At 41.1% G+C, this 18996-nt stretch carries 35 protein-coding genes; 34 read left to right on the forward strand and 1 reads right to left on the reverse strand.

Going from position 1 to position 18996, the window contains the following annotated elements; genetic code table 11:
- Positions 1 to 93: 93 nt before the first annotated feature.
- The 32 genes from rpsL to rplQ all read left to right on the forward strand — a co-directional run bounded on the left by rpsL (position 94) and on the right by rplQ (position 17740).
- Positions 94 to 468, forward strand: a complete 375-nt coding sequence (gene rpsL, locus K6984_RS08190) for a 30S ribosomal protein S12 (protein ID WP_221895075.1) — start codon at positions 94 to 96, stop codon at positions 466 to 468.
- Between the two features lie 35 nt (positions 469 to 503).
- Complete coding sequence (gene rpsG, locus K6984_RS08195; protein ID WP_221895076.1) at positions 504 to 974, forward strand: 30S ribosomal protein S7; 471 nt, start codon at positions 504 to 506, stop codon at positions 972 to 974.
- Between the two features lie 18 nt (positions 975 to 992).
- Positions 993 to 3086: an elongation factor G gene (gene fusA, locus K6984_RS08200; protein WP_221895077.1), complete on the forward strand. Its 2094-nt coding sequence runs from the start codon at positions 993 to 995 to the stop codon at positions 3084 to 3086.
- A gap of 29 nt (positions 3087 to 3115) precedes the next feature.
- Complete coding sequence (gene tuf, locus K6984_RS08205) at positions 3116 to 4336, forward strand: elongation factor Tu (protein ID WP_221895078.1); 1221 nt, start codon at positions 3116 to 3118, stop codon at positions 4334 to 4336.
- A gap of 5 nt (positions 4337 to 4341) precedes the next feature.
- Complete coding sequence (gene rpsJ, locus K6984_RS08210; RefSeq protein ID WP_147635848.1) at positions 4342 to 4653, forward strand: 30S ribosomal protein S10; 312 nt, start codon at positions 4342 to 4344, stop codon at positions 4651 to 4653.
- Between the two features lie 25 nt (positions 4654 to 4678).
- A complete protein-coding gene (rplC, locus tag K6984_RS08215; protein ID WP_221895079.1) occupies positions 4679 to 5329 on the forward strand; it encodes a 50S ribosomal protein L3 in 651 nt (216 codons plus the stop codon).
- A gap of 3 nt (positions 5330 to 5332) precedes the next feature.
- Positions 5333 to 5953 (forward strand): 50S ribosomal protein L4, encoded by a 621-nt coding sequence (rplD, locus tag K6984_RS08220; protein ID WP_221895080.1) that lies wholly within the window; start codon positions 5333 to 5335, stop codon positions 5951 to 5953.
- The gene (rplW, locus tag K6984_RS08225; RefSeq protein WP_221895081.1) at positions 5950 to 6246 is read left to right on the forward strand and encodes a 50S ribosomal protein L23; all 297 of its coding nucleotides are present in this window, start codon (positions 5950 to 5952) and stop codon (positions 6244 to 6246) included. Before rplD ends, rplW begins: the two co-directional genes overlap by 4 nt.
- Positions 6247 to 6278: 32 nt before the next feature.
- The gene (gene rplB, locus K6984_RS08230) at positions 6279 to 7106 is read left to right on the forward strand and encodes a 50S ribosomal protein L2 (RefSeq protein ID WP_221895082.1); all 828 of its coding nucleotides are present in this window, start codon (positions 6279 to 6281) and stop codon (positions 7104 to 7106) included.
- 15 nt (positions 7107 to 7121) lie between these two features.
- The gene (gene rpsS, locus K6984_RS08235; protein WP_221895083.1) at positions 7122 to 7394 is read left to right on the forward strand and encodes a 30S ribosomal protein S19; all 273 of its coding nucleotides are present in this window, start codon (positions 7122 to 7124) and stop codon (positions 7392 to 7394) included.
- A 9-nt stretch (positions 7395 to 7403) separates the two neighbouring features.
- Positions 7404 to 7739, forward strand: coding sequence for a 50S ribosomal protein L22 (gene rplV, locus K6984_RS08240; RefSeq protein ID WP_221895084.1), 336 nt, complete (start codon positions 7404 to 7406; stop codon positions 7737 to 7739).
- 10 nt (positions 7740 to 7749) lie between these two features.
- Positions 7750 to 8424 (forward strand): 30S ribosomal protein S3, encoded by a 675-nt coding sequence (gene rpsC / locus K6984_RS08245; RefSeq protein ID WP_221895085.1) that lies wholly within the window; start codon positions 7750 to 7752, stop codon positions 8422 to 8424.
- A 16-nt stretch (positions 8425 to 8440) separates the two neighbouring features.
- Entirely contained in the window at positions 8441 to 8854 is a 414-nt protein-coding gene (rplP, locus tag K6984_RS08250) for a 50S ribosomal protein L16 (RefSeq protein WP_221895086.1), read from the forward strand.
- Entirely contained in the window at positions 8854 to 9048 is a 195-nt protein-coding gene (rpmC, locus tag K6984_RS08255) for a 50S ribosomal protein L29 (RefSeq protein ID WP_221895149.1), read from the forward strand. Before rplP ends, rpmC begins: the two co-directional genes overlap by 1 nt.
- Positions 9048 to 9308, forward strand: coding sequence for a 30S ribosomal protein S17 (gene rpsQ, locus K6984_RS08260; protein ID WP_221895087.1), 261 nt, complete (start codon positions 9048 to 9050; stop codon positions 9306 to 9308). Before rpmC ends, rpsQ begins: the two co-directional genes overlap by 1 nt.
- A 46-nt stretch (positions 9309 to 9354) precedes the next feature.
- Positions 9355 to 9723, forward strand: a complete 369-nt coding sequence (gene rplN, locus K6984_RS08265) for a 50S ribosomal protein L14 (RefSeq protein ID WP_221895088.1) — start codon at positions 9355 to 9357, stop codon at positions 9721 to 9723.
- Positions 9724 to 9734: 11 nt separating this feature from the next.
- A complete protein-coding gene (rplX, locus tag K6984_RS08270; RefSeq protein WP_221895089.1) occupies positions 9735 to 10049 on the forward strand; it encodes a 50S ribosomal protein L24 in 315 nt (104 codons plus the stop codon).
- Between the two features lie 8 nt (positions 10050 to 10057).
- On the forward strand, positions 10058 to 10597 hold the full coding sequence (gene rplE / locus K6984_RS08275; protein WP_221895090.1) for a 50S ribosomal protein L5: 540 nt from the start codon (positions 10058 to 10060) through the stop codon (positions 10595 to 10597).
- A 4-nt stretch (positions 10598 to 10601) separates the two neighbouring features.
- A complete protein-coding gene (gene rpsN, locus K6984_RS08280; RefSeq protein ID WP_221895091.1) occupies positions 10602 to 10907 on the forward strand; it encodes a 30S ribosomal protein S14 in 306 nt (101 codons plus the stop codon).
- 30 nt (positions 10908 to 10937) lie between these two features.
- Entirely contained in the window at positions 10938 to 11333 is a 396-nt protein-coding gene (gene rpsH, locus K6984_RS08285; protein WP_221895092.1) for a 30S ribosomal protein S8, read from the forward strand.
- Positions 11334 to 11347: 14 nt separating this feature from the next.
- Complete coding sequence (rplF, locus tag K6984_RS08290) at positions 11348 to 11881, forward strand: 50S ribosomal protein L6 (RefSeq protein ID WP_221895093.1); 534 nt, start codon at positions 11348 to 11350, stop codon at positions 11879 to 11881.
- 9 nt (positions 11882 to 11890) lie between these two features.
- Positions 11891 to 12244: a 50S ribosomal protein L18 gene (rplR, locus tag K6984_RS08295; RefSeq protein WP_221895094.1), complete on the forward strand. Its 354-nt coding sequence runs from the start codon at positions 11891 to 11893 to the stop codon at positions 12242 to 12244.
- A 9-nt stretch (positions 12245 to 12253) separates the two neighbouring features.
- Positions 12254 to 12760: a 30S ribosomal protein S5 gene (gene rpsE / locus K6984_RS08300; RefSeq protein WP_221895095.1), complete on the forward strand. Its 507-nt coding sequence runs from the start codon at positions 12254 to 12256 to the stop codon at positions 12758 to 12760.
- A 5-nt stretch (positions 12761 to 12765) separates the two neighbouring features.
- Entirely contained in the window at positions 12766 to 12951 is a 186-nt protein-coding gene (rpmD, locus tag K6984_RS08305) for a 50S ribosomal protein L30 (protein WP_221895096.1), read from the forward strand.
- A complete protein-coding gene (gene rplO / locus K6984_RS08310; protein ID WP_221895097.1) occupies positions 12951 to 13385 on the forward strand; it encodes a 50S ribosomal protein L15 in 435 nt (144 codons plus the stop codon). Before rpmD ends, rplO begins: the two co-directional genes overlap by 1 nt.
- Before the next feature lie 23 nt (positions 13386 to 13408).
- Complete coding sequence (gene secY, locus K6984_RS08315) at positions 13409 to 14710, forward strand: preprotein translocase subunit SecY (protein WP_221895150.1); 1302 nt, start codon at positions 13409 to 13411, stop codon at positions 14708 to 14710.
- 29 nt (positions 14711 to 14739) lie between these two features.
- Positions 14740 to 14853, forward strand: coding sequence for a 50S ribosomal protein L36 (gene rpmJ, locus K6984_RS08320; RefSeq protein ID WP_221895098.1), 114 nt, complete (start codon positions 14740 to 14742; stop codon positions 14851 to 14853).
- Between the two features lie 74 nt (positions 14854 to 14927).
- Positions 14928 to 15284 carry a 30S ribosomal protein S13 gene (gene rpsM, locus K6984_RS08325; RefSeq protein ID WP_221895099.1) on the forward strand — a complete coding sequence of 119 codons (357 nt, stop codon included), beginning with the start codon at positions 14928 to 14930 and terminating at the stop codon, positions 15282 to 15284.
- A 14-nt stretch (positions 15285 to 15298) separates the two neighbouring features.
- Positions 15299 to 15685 (forward strand): 30S ribosomal protein S11, encoded by a 387-nt coding sequence (gene rpsK / locus K6984_RS08330; protein WP_221895100.1) that lies wholly within the window; start codon positions 15299 to 15301, stop codon positions 15683 to 15685.
- 13 nt (positions 15686 to 15698) lie between these two features.
- On the forward strand, positions 15699 to 16319 hold the full coding sequence (gene rpsD / locus K6984_RS08335; protein ID WP_221895101.1) for a 30S ribosomal protein S4: 621 nt from the start codon (positions 15699 to 15701) through the stop codon (positions 16317 to 16319).
- Between the two features lie 13 nt (positions 16320 to 16332).
- Positions 16333 to 17340, forward strand: a complete 1008-nt coding sequence (locus K6984_RS08340; RefSeq protein ID WP_221895102.1) for a DNA-directed RNA polymerase subunit alpha — start codon at positions 16333 to 16335, stop codon at positions 17338 to 17340.
- 19 nt (positions 17341 to 17359) lie between these two features.
- Positions 17360 to 17740: a 50S ribosomal protein L17 gene (gene rplQ, locus K6984_RS08345; RefSeq protein ID WP_221895151.1), complete on the forward strand. Its 381-nt coding sequence runs from the start codon at positions 17360 to 17362 to the stop codon at positions 17738 to 17740.
- Between the two features lie 495 nt (positions 17741 to 18235).
- Here the strand turns inward: rplQ and K6984_RS08350 are convergent, their stop codons facing one another.
- Positions 18236 to 18532 (reverse strand): hypothetical protein, encoded by a 297-nt coding sequence (locus tag K6984_RS08350; RefSeq protein WP_221895103.1) that lies wholly within the window; start codon positions 18530 to 18532, stop codon positions 18236 to 18238.
- Between K6984_RS08350 and K6984_RS32895 the strand changes: the two genes are divergently transcribed.
- Together K6984_RS32895 and K6984_RS08355 are read left to right on the forward strand one after the other, a co-directional pair.
- Positions 18489 to 18611, forward strand: a complete 123-nt coding sequence (locus K6984_RS32895) for a hypothetical protein (protein ID WP_263458679.1) — start codon at positions 18489 to 18491, stop codon at positions 18609 to 18611. The two genes, K6984_RS08350 and K6984_RS32895, sit on opposite strands and share 44 nt — an antisense overlap.
- A gap of 1 nt (position 18612) precedes the next feature.
- Positions 18613 to 18939 (forward strand): hypothetical protein, encoded by a 327-nt coding sequence (locus K6984_RS08355; RefSeq protein WP_221895104.1) that lies wholly within the window; start codon positions 18613 to 18615, stop codon positions 18937 to 18939.
- Positions 18940 to 18996 lie beyond the last annotated feature (57 nt).

The raw sequence follows: 18996 nt of genomic DNA on the forward strand, positions 1-18996 counted from the left end.
AGAATGTTCTGCTCAATAGAGTTATTGTAAATAATTAAAGTGCATTATTGAATGCGCTAAGCAAAAATAATGCAAGACGGAGTAATTTAACTTATGGCTACTATTAACCAACTGGTTCGTAAGCCGCGCACAAGAAAAGTAGAAAAAAGTAATGTGCCAGCGCTTGAGGCTTGTCCTCAAAGACGTGGTGTTTGTACGCGTGTTTATACAACTACACCAAAAAAACCAAATTCTGCATTACGTAAGGTAGCGCGGGTAAGGCTCACTAGCGGTGCTGAAGTGAGTAGTTATATAGGTGGTGAAGGGCACAATCTGCAAGAGCACTCGGTGGTTCTGATTCGCGGGGGAAGGGTAAAAGATTTACCCGGTGTGCGTTATCACGTAGTACGCGGAAGTCTGGATACTTCTGGCGTAGATAGTCGTAGATGTGGCCGTTCTAAGTACGGTACAAAAAAGCCTAAGGGCTAAGCAGTAAAAAATAAAATTAATTGTTGGTGATATAAATGTCAAGAAGAAGAGCGGCGATAAAACGTACGGTTTTACCAGACCCAAGATATAGTAGCGTTACTTTAACCAAATTCATGAATATGGTTATGGTGGACGGGAAGAAATCAGTAGCAGAGAAAATAGTCTATGGCGCACTTGAAGCTGTTGAAGCTAAAGGTCATGCCGAGCCATTAGAAGTTTTTACTAAAGCACTAGAAAATATTCAGCCTCGTGTTGAAGTAAAGTCAAGACGTGTCGGTGGCGCAACTTATCAGGTGCCTATCGAAGTTAGACCTAGTCGTCGAGTGGCGTTAGCTATGCGCTGGATGATTGAGGCATCACGCAAGAGAAATGAAAAAAATATGCCGCTTAAGCTGGCAGGTGAAATGATGGATGCAGTGGAAGGACGCGGATCAGCAGCTAAGAAACGCGAAGACACACATAAAATGGCAGAAGCGAATAAAGCATTCTCTCATTATCGTTGGTAGTATTGTAGGTTTTTTGCAGTGGGACGTGTAACGCCGATTGAGAATTATCGGAATATAGGGATTATGGCTCATATCGATGCGGGTAAAACCACAACGACAGAGCGAATTCTATATTATACGGGTGTCTCACATAAGATCGGTGAGGTTCATGATGGCTCGGCTGTTATGGACTGGATGGAGCAGGAGCAGGAAAGAGGGATTACCATTACCTCTGCAGCAACAACCTGTTTCTGGTCAGGCATGGAGGGCGGATACGTCAAGCATCGTATCAATATTATTGATACGCCTGGTCATGTAGATTTCACCATTGAAGTTGAGCGCTCGCTGAGAGTTCTTGATGGTGCGTGTGCAGTTTTCTGTGCTGTGGGAGGTGTAGAGCCACAGTCTGAAACAGTTTGGCGGCAAGCGAATAAATATAAAGTACCCAGAGTAGTTTTCATCAATAAGATGGACCGTTCGGGTGCTGATTTTTTTAGAGTAATCGAGCAAATTACTACCCGGCTAGGGGGAGAGCCCGTAGCTATGCAGATCCCAGTGGGTTCAGAGGATGAGTTTGCTGGGGTAGTTGATTTGTTAAAAATGAAAGCCATTTATTGGCAAGATGCCAATATGGGGATGACGTTCAGTGAAGAACCGATACCTGAAGCTTTGCAGGGTGAAGCTGAAGAATGGCGTGAAAAGTTATTTGAAGCTGCGGCCGAAGCAGATGATGAGTTAATGGAAAAGTACCTTGAAGAAGGCGAGCTATCTATAGACGAGATCAAGTTGGGGCTGAGAAAGAGAACCATAGCTAGTGAGATTTCACCGGTGTTCTGTGGTTCAGCCTTTAAGAATAAGGGCGTACAGGCTTTGCTTGATGGCGTGCTGGATTATATGCCTTCGCCACTGGATGTCAAATCGATATCGGGTGAGCTAAAGGACGGCAGTCATGCAGAAAGTCATGCATCTGATGAAGGGCCGTTTGCAGCATTGGCATTTAAAATAGCAACTGACCCTTTTGTAGGTTCGTTGACTTTTATCCGGGTTTATTCCGGGGTGCTGGCATCAGGTAGTGTTGTATACAACGTGCTGAAAGGTAAACGCGAGCGAGTTGGCAGATTGCTGCAGATGCACGCAAACAGCAGAGAGGAGATCTCTGAGGTAAGAGCGGGTGATATTGCGGCGGCAGTGGGTTTTAAGGATGTAACGACTGGCGAAAGTCTGTGTGCAGAAAATGCACAGATCATTCTGGAAAAAATGGATTTTCCCGAGCCGGTTATCTCTATAGCAGTTGAAGCTAGAACTAAAGCTGATCAGGATAAGATGGCTGAAGCACTGGGACGCTTAAAGAAAGAAGATCCGTCTTTTCATGTGATGACAGATGAAGAGTCAGGGCAGGTTATTATCTCAGGGATGGGTGAGTTACATCTGGAGATTTTGGTCGACCGGATGCGCAGGGAATTCTCTGTAGCTCTGAATGTTGGAGCACCGCAGGTTTCTTATAGAGAAACCATAAAGCAGGCGGTTCGGCAAGAAGGAAAGTTTATTCGACAGAGTGGCGGAAAAGGACAGTATGGACATGTCATAATCAAGCTGGAACCTATGGAGTTGGGCTCTGGCTATGCTTTTATCAGCGAAGTGTCTGGTGGTACGGTTCCCAAAGAATATATACCTGCTGTTGATAAAGGAATACAGGAGCAAATGAAAAATGGTGTCCTGGCAGGGTATCCGGTAGTGGATGTTAAAGTAACCTTACTCGATGGTTCTTACCATGATGTAGACTCAAGTGAAATGGCTTTTTCCATTGCCGGGTCTATGGCTTTTCGAGATGGGTCAAAACAGGCTAAGCCAGTTTTGCTGGAGCCGGTGATGAAAGTGGAAATCGTGACTCCCGAAGAATATATGGGAGATGTGGTAGGAGATGTAAACAGGCGTAGAGGTGTGGTTCTAGGGATGGAGGATGCGTCAATAGGTAAGACAATTAACTGCGAAGTGCCGTTAGCTGAAATGTTTGGTTATGCAACTGACCTGCGCTCGGCAACTCAAGGGCGTGCTACTTACAGTATGCAATTTGAAAAATATAATGAGACACCTGCAAAAATTGCAGATGCAATTATACAAAAAACGTCATAAGAATTGATATTTAAAAAAGGTATGGGCTAATGGCTAAAGAAAAATTTGAACGTAATAAACCACATGTAAACGTCGGCACAATTGGCCACGTTGATCACGGTAAGACTACTCTAACTGCTGCGCTGACAAAGGTGATGGCAGAAAAGCTGGGTGGTGAAGTAAAAGCATTTGATCAGATTGATAATGCGCCAGAAGAGCGTGAGCGCGGAATTACAATTGCAACATCACACGTAGAGTATGAATCAGACACGCGTCACTACGCACACGTAGATTGCCCTGGTCACGCGGATTATGTGAAGAACATGATTACCGGTGCTGCGCAAATGGATGGTGCAATCCTGGTGTGTGGTGCAACAGACGGTCCTATGCCGCAAACAAGAGAGCATATCCTGTTATCAAGACAGGTAGGTGTTCCATATATCGTAGTGTTCCTGAACAAAGCTGATCTACTAGCCGAAGATTGCGGTGGTGTAGGAACAGAAGAATACAACGAAATGCTAGAGCTCGTTGAAATGGAAATTCGCGAAATTCTAGACCAGTATGAATTCCCTGGTGATGACACGCCAATTATCGTTGGCTCTGCTCTGAAGGGACTGGAAGGTGATGATAGTGAGCTAGGTACGCAGTCAATTATTAAATTAGTGGACGCATTAGACAGCTATATTCCCGAGCCAGAAAGAGCGACGGAAGGTGCTTTTTTGATGCCGATTGAAGATGTATTCTCAATCTCGGGTCGTGGTACTGTTGTAACCGGCCGTATTGAGCGAGGCATTATCAAGGTTGGCGAAGAAATCGAAATAGTTGGTATTAAAGATACTGTTAAGACAACTTGTACAGGTGTTGAGATGTTTCGCAAGTTGCTTGATGAAGGTCAGGCGGGCGATAACGTTGGTATCCTGTTAAGAGGAACCAAGCGTGAAGAAGTTGAGCGTGGTCAGGTACTGGCGCATGTTGGCTCAATTAATCCGCATACCAAGTTCTCTGCTGAAATCTATGTGTTGGCTAAAGATGAGGGTGGTCGTCATACGCCATTCTTTGATGGTTACCGTCCGCAGTTCTACTTCAGAACTACAGATGTAACTGGCGCAGTTAAATTGCCCGAAGGTACGGAGATGGTAATGCCTGGTGATAACGTATCTGTAGAAGTAACCTTGATCGCGCCAATTGCGATGGAAGAAGGTTTACGTTTTGCGATCCGTGAAGGTGGTCGTACGGTTGGTGCCGGTGTTGTTGCAAAAATTATTGAGTAATAGATATGTCTAGTCAAACAATTAGAATAAGCCTGAAAGCATTTGATCATAAACTGATTGATCAATCCGCAGGTGAGATTGTTGAAACAGCAAAAAGAACAGGTGCACAAGTAAAAGGCCCTATTCCGCTACCAACAAAACATGAGCGTTTTACAATTCTGACTTCACCGCATGTCAATAAAGATGCGCGCGATCAGTATGAATTGAGAACATACAAACGTCTGCTTGATATCGTTGAGCCGACTGATAAGACTGTTGATACGCTAATGAAGTTAGATTTAGCTGCAGGTGTCGACGTTAAAATAAAGCTTATTTAAGCTTGAGAAGTTTGAGGGTTTAATTATGTCATTAGGTCTAATTGGTCGTAAATGTGGGATGACGCGTGTCTTTACGGAAGATGGTGTGTCAATGCCTGTTTCGGTTGTACAAATAGATTCAAATAGAGTTTCACAGATTAAAGGGCTGGAAACTGATGGTTATCGTGCGGTGCAGGTTGCTGCAGGTGATAAAAAATCATCAAAAGTAAATAAAGCAATGGCGGGTCATTATGCTGCGGCAAATATGACTGCGGGTCGTGGTCTATGGGAATTTAGACTGGCAGAAGGTGAAGGCGAAGAGCTGGAAGTCGGTGCCGAACTGACTACAGATGTATTTGCTGATGGGCAGTTAATTGATGTGCAGGGTGCAAGTATCGGTAAAGGATTTCAGGGTGGTGTAAAGCGTCATAATTTCCAGATGCAGGATGCAACCCACGGTAATTCAATCTCGCATAGATCGAATGGTTCGATTGGTATGTGTCAGACGCCAGGTCGAGTTTTCAAAGGCAAGAAAATGTCGGGTCATATGGGGGCGGTTACTGTTACTACGCAAAACCTGACTATTCATTCTATCGATGCTGAAAGAAATCTTATATTAGTTAAAGGTGCAATTCCTGGTGCTAAAGGTGGCGATGTCATTTTAACGCCGGCAATTAAGCAAAAAAATAAAGGATAGGTCATGAGTGTCAAAATACCAGCAATTAATAGTGCAGACTCTGCAGGTGAAATAGAGGTAAGCGCAGATGTTTTTGGGCGTGAATATAACCAAGCCTTGATTCATCAGTTGGCTGTGAAGAGCATGGCCGGCCTACGTTCGGGAACAAAAGCACAAAAAAATAGATCTGCCGTAAGTGGTGGTGGGGCGAAGCCCTGGAAACAAAAAGGTGCGGGTCGTGCAAGATCTGGTACAATACGCAGTCCACTTTGGATAGGAGGTGGTACGACATTTGCAGCACAGCCTAGATCTTTTGATCAAAAGCTAAATAAAAAGATGTATCGTGCTGGAATTCGTTCCATATTATCTGAGCTACTACGTCAAAATAGATTAGTGACTAGCGAAGATATAATGCCGTCAACTCCAAAAACTAAAGAGTTAGTTGCAAGATTGAAAGGCTTAAGTAAAAGCCGGGTTTTAATTATTGCCGATGAGTTAACTGAAAATATTTACTTGTCGTCAAGAAATGTTGCAAACCTGGAAGTTACTACTGCAAACGAACTTGATCCAGTGATGTTAATTGCTGCGGATAATGTTATTGCGACACCTGCAGCGTTAAAAGCAATTGAGGCACAGTTATTATGAGTGTAGAGTTTAATCTTTCTAATGTCATAAAGGCGCCAGTAATATCTGAGAAAGGTACGATTGCTGCTGAAAACGAAAATAGATTTGTGTTTAAAGTGGCAAATCAGGCGACGAAACTACAAGTTAAAAAGTCTGTAGAGTTAATGTTTAATGTTGAAGTGGAAAAAGTTCAGCTGTTAAATGTTAAAGGCAAATCAAAGAGATTTGGTCGCTATATGGGCAAGAGATCTGACTGGAAAAAAGCCTATGTAAGGCTTAAGCTAGGTCATGATATTGATTTCGAATCAGCTTAATTGCAAGTAAAAGAATATAAACGGTAGGGTAAATGGCTATTGTAAAATCAAAACCGACATCGCCGGGTTCAAGGTTTGTCGTAAGAGTAAAGCATGAAGATTTACATAAAGGTAAACCTTATGCTCCTTTACTAAGTAAAAAAACTAAGAGTGGTGGACGTAATAATAACGGCCGCATTACAACTCGGCATATTGGTGGTGGACACAAGCAAAGCTACCGGATTATAGATTTTAAGCGCAACAAAATGGATATTCCAGGTATAGTAGAGCGTTTGGAATATGATCCTAATAGGACGGCAAATATTGCACTAGTCTTATATAAAGATGGCGAGCGAAAATATATTATTGCACCTAAAGGTGTGGTTGCTGGTCAGGAAATTATTGCATCAGAAAATGCACCTGTTAAAGCAGGAAATTGCATGCCTTTGCGTAATATGCCTTTAGGTTCTGTTATTCATTGTGTTGAACTTAAGCCTGGTAAAGGTGCGCAAATGGCGCGTAGTGCTGGGACATCAGCGCAGCTAGTTGCTAAAGAAGGCGCGCATGTTACTTTGCGGTTGCGTTCCGGTGAAATGCGTAAAGTATTAGCAGATTGTAAGGCGGTTATTGGTGAAGTATCAAACTCTGAACATAATCTAAGATCACTTGGTAAAGCGGGTGCTTCTAGATGGCGTGGTGTGCGCCCAACTGTTCGTGGTGTGGTAATGAATCCGGTAGATCATCCGCACGGTGGTGGTGAAGGAAGAACATCAGGTGGTAGACATCCTGTTTCTCCTTGGGGTACGCCAACTAAAGGATATAAAACCAGAAAAAATAAGCGTACTGACAAGATGATTGTTAGGCGTCGTAACAAGCGTTAGAGAGGAATTAATAAAGTGCCACGTTCAATTAAAAAAGGTCCTTTTATTGATCATCATTTACAGAAAAAAGTTGATGATGCGGTCAGTAGCAATAGTAGGAAACCGATTAAGACTTGGTCTAGACGATCAATGATATCGCCTGAAATGTTAGGCTTAACAATAGCTGTACATAATGGTCGTCAGCATGTTCCGGTATTAGTCTCGGAAAATATGGTAGGCCATAAATTAGGTGAATTTGCGCCGACTCGTACATACAGAGGCCATTTGGCTGATAGAAAGTCAAAATAAGGGTGAGTTATGGAAGTTTCAGCTAAATTAAGTAATGCGCCATTGTCTGCTCAAAAAGCGAGATTGGTTGCAAATCAAATCAGAGGACTCAAGGTCGAAGAAGCTTTAAATGTATTGAAATTCAGTACCAAGAAAGCAGCTGCGATTACAAAGAAAGTACTTGAATCAGCTATTGCGAATGCAGAGCATAATGAAAGTATGGATATTGACGAGTTAAAAATTTCAACAGTATTTGTTGATGAAGCGCCAACGCTTAAACGCTTTAGAGCGAGAGCGAAAGGTCGTGCAAATCATATATTGAAGCGCACTTGTCATATTACAGTTAAAGTCGCAGAGTTCGAGTAGAGGCAATCAAATGGGTCAAAAGGTACATCCAACCGGAATCAGACTGGGAATAGTCAAGGATTTCACTTCAAGATGGTATGCAAATAGTAAGGACTATCCTGTATTTTTACACCAGGATTTAACAGTTCGTGACTATATTCAGAAGAAATTAGCACATGCATCTGTTAGTCGTATACAAATCAACCGTCCAGCAAATAATGCTCATATAACTGTACATACGGCTCGTCCTGGTATTGTTATTGGTAAAAAAGGTGAAGATATTGATTTGCTACGTAAAGAAGTGTCTAAAATGATGGGCATTCCTGTACAGATTAATGTTGAAGAAATTAGAAAGCCTGAGCTAGATGGGAAATTAGTTGCCGAGAGTATCGCGCAGCAATTAGAAAAAAGAATAATGTATCGTCGTGCTATGAAGCGCGCGGTGACAAATTCTATGCGTTTAGGTGCTGAAGGGGTTAAAATTAATCTAGGCGGTCGTTTGAACGGCGCAGAAATCGCTCGTAGCGAATGGTATAGAGAAGGGCGTGTTCCTCTACATACCTTAAGAGCCGATATAGATTACGGTGTTGCCGAAGCCAATACTACTTACGGTATTATTGGAATTAAAGTCTGGATTTTTAAAGGAGAGGTTTTTAATACAGACCCTGCTTTGGCAAATTCAGAAAAAACTAAAACTAAAAAATAGGTGAAGGGAAAATACAATGCTTCAACCTAAAAGAACGAAATTTCGTAAACAGCATAAGTTAAGAAATACAGGTATCGCTGTTCGTGGGTCATCAGTCAGTTTTGGTGAGTATGGGCTAAAATCAGTCGAGCGTGGCAGAATTACTGCGCGTCAGATTGAGGCAGCTCGTAGAACCATAACCAGACATTGTAAGCGTGATGGAAAGCTTTGGATCAGGATTTTTCCTGATAAGCCGATTACTAAAAAGCCTTTAGAAGTTAGAATGGGTAAAGGTAAAGGTAGCGTTGAATACTGGATTGCACAAATTAAGCCAGGAACAATGTTATATGAATTGCAAGGTGTGCCAGAAGAAATAGCTCGTGAAGCATTTACTTTGGCTGCAGCAAAACTACCTGTTAAAACTAAATTTATAGTTAGGACGGTACTGTGATGAAAGTAACTGAATTACGTCAGAAAAGTGTGGCAGAACTAGATTCAACCCTGGTTGAATTAGGACGTGAACAATTTAATTTACGGATGCAAAAAAGCACGGGGCAATTAAGTAAGCCTGACCAGGTAAAAAAGGTTAGAAGAAATATTGCGAGAGTGCAAACCATCCGCAATGAAATGGCGAGACAAGCATAATGAGTGATAATGCAGAAAAAATACGTACCATAACAGGTCGTGTGGTAAGTAATAAAATGGATAAAACAGTCACTGTCTTAGTAGAGCGTCTGGTTAAGCATCCTATATACGGAAAATATATTCGTAGATCTACAAAATTATTCGCACATGATGAGAATAATGTTTGTAACGAAGGTGATGTAGTTTCGATCACATCCTGTCGTCCGTATTCAAAAAATAAAACGTTTAAATTAGTAGAAGTAGTTTCTAAAGAAAGCTAATCAACTGTTTTAAATAACAAGTAAAAAGATAATTAGGTATTAAATAATGATTCAGATGCAAACTAACCTTGATGTCGCTGACAACAGCGGCGCAAAAAAGGTCATGTGTATCAAAGTTCTCGGCGGGTCACATAGACGCTACGCTGCGATTGGGGATATTATTAAAGTCAGCATTAAAGACGCTATCCCACGCGGCAGAGTGAAAAAAGGCGAAGTTTATAGTGCTTTAGTTGTACGTACTAAAAAAGGTGTGCGTAGAGCTGATGGCTCGTCTATAAGATTTGATGGCAATGCAGCGGTAATTTTAAACACTCAACTACAACCATTAGGCACACGTATTTTTGGGCCGGTGACGCGTGAGTTGAGAAATGAGAAGTTTATGAAAATAATTTCTCTGGCACCAGAAGTATTGTAAGGGTCTTAATTATGCAAAAACTTAAACAAGGTGACGAAGTCATCGTTCTTATCGGAAAAGATAAGGGCAAACGAGGACGAATCAGCAAATTCTTAAACGATAAGGTGCTGGTTGAAGGTGTTAATCAAGTTAAAAAACATCAAAAACCAAATCCAAATGCGGGCGTACAGGGAGGCATTATTGAAAAAGAAATGCCAATTCATAAATCTAATGTTGCACTCTACAATGCTGCAAGCAAGAAAGCAGATAAAGTAGGCTTTAAAACATTAGATGATGGCAAGAAAGTGCGATATTTTAAATCTAATAACGAAACTATTGATGTGTAGGCATAAGCATGGCTAGATTACGAGAAGATTATAAACAAAAAGTTCAGCCTGCATTGATGGAACAATTCAAATACACATCAGTAATGCAAGCTCCAAAAATTACTAAAATAACACTCAACATGGGTTTGGGTAAAGCTGTTGCAGACAAGAAAGTTGTCCAGGCTGCGCTTAGTGATATGGAAAAAATTAGTGGTCAAAAACCGGTTGTAACATTATCACGCAAATCCATAGCGGGTTTTAAAATACGTGATGATATGCCAATTGGCTGCAAAGTGACTCTGAGACAAGATAAGATGTACGAATTTCTCGATCGTCTTATCAGTATAGCGATACCAAGAATTCGTGACTTTAGAGGCTTGAGTCCTAAAAGCTTTGACGGTCGTGGTAACTATACTATGGGTGTTACTGAGCAGATTATCTTTCCGGAGATCGATTACGATAAAATCGATACTTTGCGTGGCATGGATATTTGTATCACTACAAGTGCTAAAAACAATGAAGAAGGTCTGGCATTGTTGAAGCAGTTTAACTTTCCATTTAAGAGCTAACAGTATGGCTAAAAAATCAATGATAGCTCGTGAAAACAAGCGAGTTAAACTAGTAGAAAAATACGCAGCAAAACGAGCTTCTTTAAAAGAAATTATTAGAGATCCAAATACCTCTTTTGAAGAAAAAGATCAAGCTAGTCTGGCATTACAAAAACTGCCAAGAGATTCTAGTGCGGCAAGATTGCGCAATAGATGTAATATTACCGGTCGTCCACATGGGTTCTATCGCAAATTTGGTCTAAGCAGAAACAAGCTTAGAGAAGCCACAATGCGCGGGGATGTTCCCGGCTTATCAAAAGCCAGTTGGTAATAGACTAGTTAGATATTTGGAGAATAAAAAATGAGCATGACAGATCCAGTTGCAGACATGCTTACCCGCATTAGAAATGGGCAGTCTGCAGGAAAAATAAACGTTAGTATGCCATCTTCAAAACTTAAAGTTGCAATTGCAAAGGTTTTGAAAGATGAAGGCTATATTACTAACTACTCTACTGAAACGACAGGTGCACATGTATCGATGTCGGTAGAATTAAAGTATTACAATGGTAAACCCGTAATTGACAAGGTAAAGCGTATTAGCAAACCTGGTTTACGTGTTTATAAATCAAAAGATGAGCTACCTAAAGTTTTAGGTGGCTTGGGTGTAGCAATCGTATCTACTTCTAAAGGTGTTATGACAGATCGCGCGGCGCGTGCAATTGGTCATGGCGGTGAAGTACTTTGCACTGTTTGTTAAGGGAAGGGTGAGTTATGTCTAGAATTGCAAAAAGCCCGATTACTTTACCCGCTGGTGTGGAAGTAAAAGTGGATGGCTCAACAGTTTCAGTAAAAGGCTCTAAAGGTCTTTTAAGTATGAGAATCAACAATCTTGTACAGCTAGAGCAATCTGATTCTACTATCAATATGAAGTGGGATCAGAATAATAAGAAAGCGACTGCTCAGGCTGGAACAGCACGAGCAAATATTGCCAATATGGTAACTGGTGTTACTGACGGCTTCGAAAAGAAGCTAACTTTGGTAGGTGTTGGTTATAGAGCCCAGGTTAAAGGTAAGACCCTTAGTTTAAGCCTTGGATTCTCGCATCCCATCGAGTTTAGTATGCCTGAGGGTATTGTTATTGAAGCACCCAGTCAAACTGATCTAATTGTTAAAGGTATAGACAAACAGTTAGTTGGTGCAGTATCCGCAGATATCAGAGCGTATAGGCCTCCTGAGCCATATAAAGGTAAAGGTGTAAAGTATGCTGATGAGCATATTGTTAGAAAAGACGCGAAGAAAAAATAGGCTAACAAAATGAATAAAAAAGCATCTCGAATGAAAAGAGCACTAAAACTTAGATCCAATATTAAAAGATTGGCTGCTAACCGTTTATCAGTGCACAAAACATCGAAACATATGTATGCTCAGATAATTACTGAGAATGGGACAGTGACTGTTGCAAGTGCCTCTACTACACAGGCTGAAATTAAATCAGCTGTCAAAAGTACTGGTAATGTTGAATCAGCCGCATTGGTTGGTAAAGCAGTAGCGGATAAAGCAATCGCTGCAGGTATTACAGAAGTAACTTTTGATCGTTCTGGTTTTAAATATCATGGCCGTGTAAAAGCATTAGCTGATGCTGCTCGCGAAGCTGGCTTGAAGTTCTAGGGGAAAAAAATGGCAAATGCACCTAAACAAGCGAATTCTGATGGATTGCAGGAAAAATTAGTTTCTGTCCGAAGAGTCGCAAAAGTTGTTAAAGGCGGTAGAGTATTCGGTTTTACTGCGCTTACTGTAGTAGGCGATGGTGATGGTAATGTGGGTTATGGTGTTAGCAAAGCAAAAGAAGTGCCGATAGCAATCCAGAAGTCACTTGAGCAAGCTAGAAAAAACATGCATAAAGTAGCGCTTAAAGGCGATACTTTACAATATTCGATTATGTCTGAATTAGGCGCAGCAAAAATATTTATGCAGCCGGCTACAGAGGGTACGGGTATTATCGCGGGTGGTCCAATGCGTGCAGTTTTTGAAGCAGTTGGCGTTCACAACGTACTGGCTAAATGTATTGGTACTAACAATCCAATCAATGTCGTACGTGCAACGATTGATGGCCTGGCAAATATGAATAATGCTGAGCAAATTGCTGCAAAACGTGGCTTATCAGTTGAAGAGATCACAGGGTAATCGACATGGCAGATAAAAAATTACGCATTACAATGACAAAGAGCAGTATCGGTCGTTTAAAAAAGCACAAAGCCTGTTTGCAGGGTCTGGGCTTAAGACGTATCAACCACACCGTTGAGGTTATCGATACTGTTGAAAATAGAGGGATGATTAATAAAGTCTCTTATATGGTTACAGTAGAGGAAGTCTAATGTATTTAAATACAATCAAACCTGCTGAAGGTTCTAGGAAAGATCGTAAGAGAGTAGGTCGGGGAATTGGATCTACTTTTGGTAAGACTTGTGGGCGTGGTCATAAAGGTCAAAAGTCACGTAGTGGCGGATTTCATAAGGTCGGTTTTGAGGGTGGTCAGATGCCACTACAAAAACGCTTGCCGAAAGTGGGTTTTTCAGCAAGAAAAACTAAATATACTTCTGAAGTAAGGCTCAGTGAAATTCAAAAATTGAATCTTGATGTTGTCACACTTGCAGATCTTATTAAAGCAAACGTAGTCCCTGCTTTTACTAAAGTAGCCAAGCTTATCAAGTCTGGTGAAATAACTTCCGCTGTTACTTTAAAAGGTATCAAAGCAACGGGTGGTGCAAAAGCAAGTGTTGAAGCTGCTGGTGGAAAAGTAGAGGAATAAAAGTGAGTAGATCAGGCGCGCAAATGAAAGATCAATTCGATAAGACTTCGGAATTGCGATCAAGACTGTTATTCGTTCTCGGCGCTTTTTTTGTTTACCGGATCGGAGCACATATTCCGGTTCCGGGCATTGACCCTCAGGCATTAGCTTTGATGTTCAAGCAACAAGAAGGTTCTATCTTCGATATGTTTAATATGTTTTCCGGAGGAGCTTTAAAGAGACTCAGTCTTTTTGCTCTGGGAATCATGCCGTATATCTCTGCCTCTATTATTATGCAGTTGATGGCGATTGTTATTCCTGCGCTGGAACAGATTAAAAAAGAAGGTGAATCTGGTCGGCGCAAAATATCACAATATACTCGATATGGTACGGTTGTGCTGGCTACTTTTCAGGCGATTGGTGTGTCAGTTGCGCTGCAGAATCAGACTGCAGGTGGATTGCCGGTGGTAATCAATCCGGGAATGCAGTTTATCGTTATTACCGCGATCACCCTGGTTGCAGGAACTATTTTCCTGATGTGGTTAGGAGAGCAAATTACCGAACGTGGTTTGGGTAACGGAATTTCACTAATTATTTTTGCCGGTATCGTGTCTGGTTTACCATCTGCAATTGGCGGCACGCTGGAATTGGCAAGAACAGGTGAGTTGAATGGTGCATTTATTGTGCTGCTTTTCTTATTGAGTATCGCAGTGACAGCTTTGGTCGTATTCGTGGAGCGTGGTCAGAGAAGAATTGTTATCAACTACCCAAAAAGGCAGCAAGGCAAAAGAATGTATGCAGGGCAAAGTAGTTTCTTGCCTTTAAAGCTAAATATGGCAGGCGTAATTCCACCTATCTTTGCTTCAAGTATTATATTGTTTCCAGCGACTATTGCTGGATGGTTTAGTAGTTCTGAAGGAATGGGCTGGTTGCAGGATATTGCTACGTCAATTTCTCCGGGGCAGCCACTGTATGTCATGCTTTATACTATTGCGATAGTATTCTTCTGTTTTTTCTATACTGCATTGGTATTTAATTCGACAGAAACTGCGGACAACTTAAAAAAATCAGGTGCTTTTTTACCTGGAATCAGGCCGGGCGAGCAGACTGCAATTTATATAGATAAGGTCATGACACGTTTAACGTTGATTGGTGCTTTTTATATAACAGCCGTTTGCCTCTTGCCTGAGTTCTTAATCGTTTACTGGAATGTACCATTTTATTTTGGTGGGACTTCACTACTGATTATTGTTGTGGTTGTGATGGATTTTGTTTCGCAAATGCAAACACATCTTATGTCACAGCAATATGATGGTCTGATGAACAAAGCAAATTTAAAAAGATAATTAATTAATTAATCAATAAGGGGTGAGCTGTGAAAGTACGAGCTTCTGTAAAAAAAATATGCCGTAACTGTAAGGTAGTAAAAAGAGCCGGAGTTGTTAGAGTTATATGTAAAGATGGACGTCATAAACAACGTCAGGGTTAGAATTTTTATTGCTTTATAAAGTGTTAGTGCTATAATTGAGCGCTTAACTTTAGAATACTGTGAGGAGTATCTAGATGGCACGAATTGCCGGAATTAATGTACCAGATCATAAACATGCAGAAATTGGTTTAACTGCAATATATGGTATTGGTAAACCAACTGCAATTAATATCTGTAAAGAAGTTGGTATCGAACGGACAATTAAAATTAAAGAACTAAGCGAAGAGCAGTTAGAGGCGATTCGTGGTGTTATTGCAAAGATTATTGTTGAAGGTGATCTACGACGCGAAGTATCAATGAATATTAAGCGTCTAATGGATCTTGGTTGTTATCGCGGTATTCGTCATAGACGTGGACTGCCATTACGCGGTCAAAGAACGAGAACAAATGCTCGTACTAGAAAAGGACCACGTAAACCTATTAGAAAATAAGGGTATAAGAAATTATGGCTAGTTCAAACCGTACAAAGAAAAAGATTAAAAAGGAAATTGCAGATGGCATTGCGCATATTCATGCAACTTTCAATAATACTATCGTTACAATTACCGATCGCAAAGGAAATGCTCTAACATGGGCAACATCTGGTGGTTCTGGTTTTAGAGGCTCTAGAAAAAGTACGCCTTTTGCTGCTCAGGTAGCTGCAGAACATGCTGGTAAGGCAGCCCAGGAATTCGGAATGAGAAATCTTGATGTCATGATCAAAGGTCCAGGCCCAGGTCGTGAGTCTGCAGTTAGATCATTCAACAACCTAGGTTTTAAAATTGGCAATATCGTAGATGTTACGCCAATACCACATAATGGTTGTCGTCCACCGAAAAAGCGTAGGGTATAGTTAGGAGTTTATTATGGCTAGATATGTAGGACCCACTTGTAAATTAAGTCGTCGCGAAGGTACTGATCTGTTTTTAAAGAGCAGAGGTAAGTCGCTAGAAGGTAAATGTAAATTAGATCAGCGTCCTGGTCAGCATGGAACAAAACGTGCTCGTGACTCTAACTATGCAACACAGTTAAGAGCTAAGCAACGTATCAGACGTATCTATGGTGTGCTAGAAAAGCAATTTAGAAATTACTATAAATCAGCAGATCTACAAAAAGGTGCAACAGGTTTAAACCTATTGAATCTTTTAGAGTCTAGACTGGATAATGTTGTTTACCGTATGGGGTTTGCTGTCACTAGAGCAGAGGCTAGACAATTAGTCAGCCACAAATCTATTTTGGTCAATGATCAGATTTTAAATATTCCTTCAGCACAGATTGCTGTTGGCGATAAGATCTCGGTAAGAGAAAAAGCAAAAAAACAGGTGCGTATTATTGATGCACTGACGGTTGCAGGCCAGTATGGGATTCCAGCATGGCTAGAAGTCAATACAAAGGATTTTTCTGGTTCTTTTAATTCCTTACCTGATCGTGCTGATTTAGGTTCTGATATTAATGAGCAGCTAGTAGTTGAGCTTTATTCTAAATAACTTGGGGTTTTAAATGCATAGTGCTGTTACTGGTTTATTAAGGCCTCAATTGGTTGAGGTTGTTAGTAAATCAATTAATCATTCAAAAATAGTTGTCGAGCCTCTAGAGCGAGGTTTTGGTCACTCTTTGGGAAATGCATTAAGAAGAGTTCTTCTTTCTTCAATTCCTGGTTGTGCTGTTGTTAGTGCCGAAATTGAAAAAGCGGAACATGAATATTCAGTAATTGATGGAGTACAAGAAGATGTTATTGACATCCTACTGAACTTAAAGCAATTAGCTATTATTCTGCATTCTGGTAATGAAGTTACTTTAACATTAAGTAAAAGTGGTTCTGGTGCTGTTACTGCAGCGGATATAAAAGTTACCCATGACGTTGAAATCATAAACCCTGAATTGGTTATTGCGAATTTAACCGAAGAAGGCGAACTGAATATGAAAATCAATATTCAGCGCGGTCGTGGTTATGAGCCGTCAAACACGCGCACCGAAGGTTTGGGTGTCGGTGTCGTCGGTGCATTGCAAGTTGATGCTTCATATAGTCCGGTTGAGACTGTTGCTTATAGTGTAGAAACTACACGAGTTGAGCAACGTACTAACCTGGATAGACTGATCATTGAGCTAGAGACTGATGGAACAATAGATCCTGAAGCGACTATAAAGCTTGCGGCAACAATCTTGCATGATCAACTTTCTGTGTTTGTTGATTTAGAGCAAATTAACGAGCCAGTTATCGACGAGCCAGTCGAGCCAGTCCCGCAGATCGATCCAAATCTACTGCGTCCAGTAGACGATTTAGAGTTGACTGTTAGATCTGCAAACTGTCTGAAAGCTGAAAATATATATTATATCGGTGATTTAATTCAGCGTACTGAATTTGAATTATTGAAAACCCCCAACTTAGGTAGAAAGTCGCTAACTGAAATAAAAGATGTGTTAGCACTTAAGGGACTTTCTTTAGGAATGCGACTAGAGAACTGGCCGCCTGAAAATTTGCTTGAGCAAGCTCAAGCGGTTTTATAACAAAACAAGGTTTAACCGTATGAGACATCGTAAGTCTGGTAGACAACTCAATAGAAATAGCAGTCATAGAAAAGCTATGTTTAGCAATATGGCAACGTCTTTATTTGATAAAGAATTAATTAGAACGACTTTGCCCAAAGCAAAGGAATTACGCACTATCGCTGAGCCACTTCTGACTTTATCTAAAAAAGATTCAGTAGCAAATCGCCGTATCGCTTTTGCAAAACTAAGAGATCGCGCAATTGTAACTAAATTATTTAACGAACTTGGCCCACGTTACCAAGATCGTCCTGGTGGTTATTTGCGTATCATGAAGTGTGGCTTCCGTACCGGTGATAAAGCACCTATGGCATACGTTGAATTAGTTGACCGCCCTGAACTAGAAGAAGCAGAAGATTAAACTTCCTGCATTTCTATTAAAAAGACCAGCTTCGGCTGGTTTTTTTATGTCCGCAGGTTTGTAGGGTTATTGCTTGAACCAAGAATCCGCAGTTGAGCGCAGAATTTGTGGATAACCTGTGCATGAAAGTTAAGATACAACTCGCAGACAATGGCCGGAGCCCTTGGCAAGAGCTGTAAAACAGGGTTTCGCGCATAGATTTATTCACAAAACTGTGAAGCGGAGGTCACTCACCCAACAGGTGACAAGGTTTACGATCATTATTTTTTAATGTTCAGCGGTTTACAATGTTACATATCGGTCAACTGCGTTTTTTAGGTTCAAGAGATATTGATAATACCTGAATTCAGGAATGAAAAAAACAACTGAAAACATAATAATATATTTAGCCCGTCAAAAAGGCCAAAATAAAAAAATATGGCGCGAAATGATACAGGAGCTAATGGAAAGCAGAGAGTTAATTTGGCGACTGGTTATTCGAGACTATTCTGTACTCTATCGCCAATCTATACTCGGATATATCTGGGCTGTCTTACCACAACTTGTTACCGTAGCTATCTTTACTTTTTTAGCAAAACATCCGCTGAAAATCATGGAAACGGAGCTTAGCGAAGTGTTGATTTTTAGTCCCTGATAGGCGACAGGGCAATTTGCTGATTCGACGTGTGCTAGCAGCACGCGAGAGGAGCAAGAATTGCATTCCGAATAGCCGTCCAGCCAGTGAGGTAGTAATGACGAAGCGGCTTTTGTGCGTAGTCGTTGCGGACGCAGGGCGTTCAGGGCATCTCCCATCCGCTGCGTAGGTGAACGAATTATGGCGACAGGAGTCCCGGAATTTCGTGAGGTAGCATGGCGCGCCTGGTGTTTTTGATATGGGAGAAACTGCCATGCCGTATGTGATACACGCGTTATGGAGTGTTTCTGTCTGGCACTTATTTTCGGGGTGCCTAATTGGCTGTACTAATAGCCTTGTTAATGCTGGGTCTTTAGTGACTAAAATTAATTTTCCTAAGGAAGCATTGGTCTTCTCTGCCATTGGACAGGCCGTATTATATTTTATTATTCGATTGCTACCAGTCACTATCGTCTTTATTTGGTATGGCTTCATTCCCTCATGGCATAGCCTGCTGATTCCTTTTATCTTAATTAGCATTATACTTTATGGCTTTAGGCGTTGGCTTTACCATGGCGATTATTAACCTGGTTCTACGCGATATGGGGAATATGATGAGTATGGCATTAACCTTTGGCATGTT

Origin of the sequence: Bathymodiolus japonicus methanotrophic gill symbiont, assembly GCF_019721995.1 — a bacterium.
Taxonomy (GTDB): Bacteria; Pseudomonadota; Gammaproteobacteria; order Methylococcales; family Methylomonadaceae; genus Methyloprofundus.

Excerpts from the sequence above, each read along its gene's own strand:
- rplR (WP_221895094.1), top strand. The coding sequence starts at position 11,891 with ATGAATAAAAAAGCATCTCGAATGAAAAGAGCACTAAAACTTAGATCC.
- rpsH (WP_221895092.1), top strand. The coding sequence starts at position 10,938 with ATGAGCATGACAGATCCAGTTGCAGACATGCTTACCCGCATTAGAAAT.
- rpsL (WP_221895075.1), top strand. The coding sequence starts at position 94 with ATGGCTACTATTAACCAACTGGTTCGTAAGCCGCGCACAAGAAAAGTA.
- rpsQ (WP_221895087.1), top strand. The coding sequence starts at position 9,048 with ATGAGTGATAATGCAGAAAAAATACGTACCATAACAGGTCGTGTGGTA.
- rplE (WP_221895090.1), top strand. The coding sequence starts at position 10,058 with ATGGCTAGATTACGAGAAGATTATAAACAAAAAGTTCAGCCTGCATTG.
- rpmC (WP_221895149.1), top strand. The coding sequence starts at position 8,854 with ATGAAAGTAACTGAATTACGTCAGAAAAGTGTGGCAGAACTAGATTCA.
- rplC (WP_221895079.1), top strand. The coding sequence starts at position 4,679 with ATGTCATTAGGTCTAATTGGTCGTAAATGTGGGATGACGCGTGTCTTT.
- rplF (WP_221895093.1), top strand. The coding sequence starts at position 11,348 with ATGTCTAGAATTGCAAAAAGCCCGATTACTTTACCCGCTGGTGTGGAA.
- rplB (WP_221895082.1), top strand. The coding sequence starts at position 6,279 with ATGGCTATTGTAAAATCAAAACCGACATCGCCGGGTTCAAGGTTTGTC.
- rplP (WP_221895086.1), top strand. The coding sequence starts at position 8,441 with ATGCTTCAACCTAAAAGAACGAAATTTCGTAAACAGCATAAGTTAAGA.
- rpsJ (WP_147635848.1), top strand. The coding sequence starts at position 4,342 with ATGTCTAGTCAAACAATTAGAATAAGCCTGAAAGCATTTGATCATAAA.
- rplD (WP_221895080.1), top strand. The coding sequence starts at position 5,333 with ATGAGTGTCAAAATACCAGCAATTAATAGTGCAGACTCTGCAGGTGAA.
- rpsK (WP_221895100.1), top strand. The coding sequence starts at position 15,299 with ATGGCTAGTTCAAACCGTACAAAGAAAAAGATTAAAAAGGAAATTGCA.
- rplX (WP_221895089.1), top strand. The coding sequence starts at position 9,735 with ATGCAAAAACTTAAACAAGGTGACGAAGTCATCGTTCTTATCGGAAAA.
- rplV (WP_221895084.1), top strand. The coding sequence starts at position 7,404 with ATGGAAGTTTCAGCTAAATTAAGTAATGCGCCATTGTCTGCTCAAAAA.
- rpsC (WP_221895085.1), top strand. The coding sequence starts at position 7,750 with ATGGGTCAAAAGGTACATCCAACCGGAATCAGACTGGGAATAGTCAAG.
- rpsD (WP_221895101.1), top strand. The coding sequence starts at position 15,699 with ATGGCTAGATATGTAGGACCCACTTGTAAATTAAGTCGTCGCGAAGGT.
- secY (WP_221895150.1), top strand. The coding sequence starts at position 13,409 with ATGAAAGATCAATTCGATAAGACTTCGGAATTGCGATCAAGACTGTTA.
- rplW (WP_221895081.1), top strand. The coding sequence starts at position 5,950 with ATGAGTGTAGAGTTTAATCTTTCTAATGTCATAAAGGCGCCAGTAATA.
- rplO (WP_221895097.1), top strand. The coding sequence starts at position 12,951 with ATGTATTTAAATACAATCAAACCTGCTGAAGGTTCTAGGAAAGATCGT.
- rpsN (WP_221895091.1), top strand. The coding sequence starts at position 10,602 with ATGGCTAAAAAATCAATGATAGCTCGTGAAAACAAGCGAGTTAAACTA.
- rpmD (WP_221895096.1), top strand. The coding sequence starts at position 12,766 with ATGGCAGATAAAAAATTACGCATTACAATGACAAAGAGCAGTATCGGT.
- rplQ (WP_221895151.1), top strand. The coding sequence starts at position 17,360 with ATGAGACATCGTAAGTCTGGTAGACAACTCAATAGAAATAGCAGTCAT.
- K6984_RS08340 (WP_221895102.1), top strand. The coding sequence starts at position 16,333 with ATGCATAGTGCTGTTACTGGTTTATTAAGGCCTCAATTGGTTGAGGTT.
- tuf (WP_221895078.1), top strand. The coding sequence starts at position 3,116 with ATGGCTAAAGAAAAATTTGAACGTAATAAACCACATGTAAACGTCGGC.
- K6984_RS08350 (WP_221895103.1), bottom strand. The coding sequence starts at position 18,532 with ATGGGAGATGCCCTGAACGCCCTGCGTCCGCAACGACTACGCACAAAA.
- K6984_RS08355 (WP_221895104.1), top strand. The coding sequence starts at position 18,613 with ATGGGAGAAACTGCCATGCCGTATGTGATACACGCGTTATGGAGTGTT.
- rplN (WP_221895088.1), top strand. The coding sequence starts at position 9,355 with ATGATTCAGATGCAAACTAACCTTGATGTCGCTGACAACAGCGGCGCA.
- rpsM (WP_221895099.1), top strand. The coding sequence starts at position 14,928 with ATGGCACGAATTGCCGGAATTAATGTACCAGATCATAAACATGCAGAA.
- rpsG (WP_221895076.1), top strand. The coding sequence starts at position 504 with ATGTCAAGAAGAAGAGCGGCGATAAAACGTACGGTTTTACCAGACCCA.
- rpsE (WP_221895095.1), top strand. The coding sequence starts at position 12,254 with ATGGCAAATGCACCTAAACAAGCGAATTCTGATGGATTGCAGGAAAAA.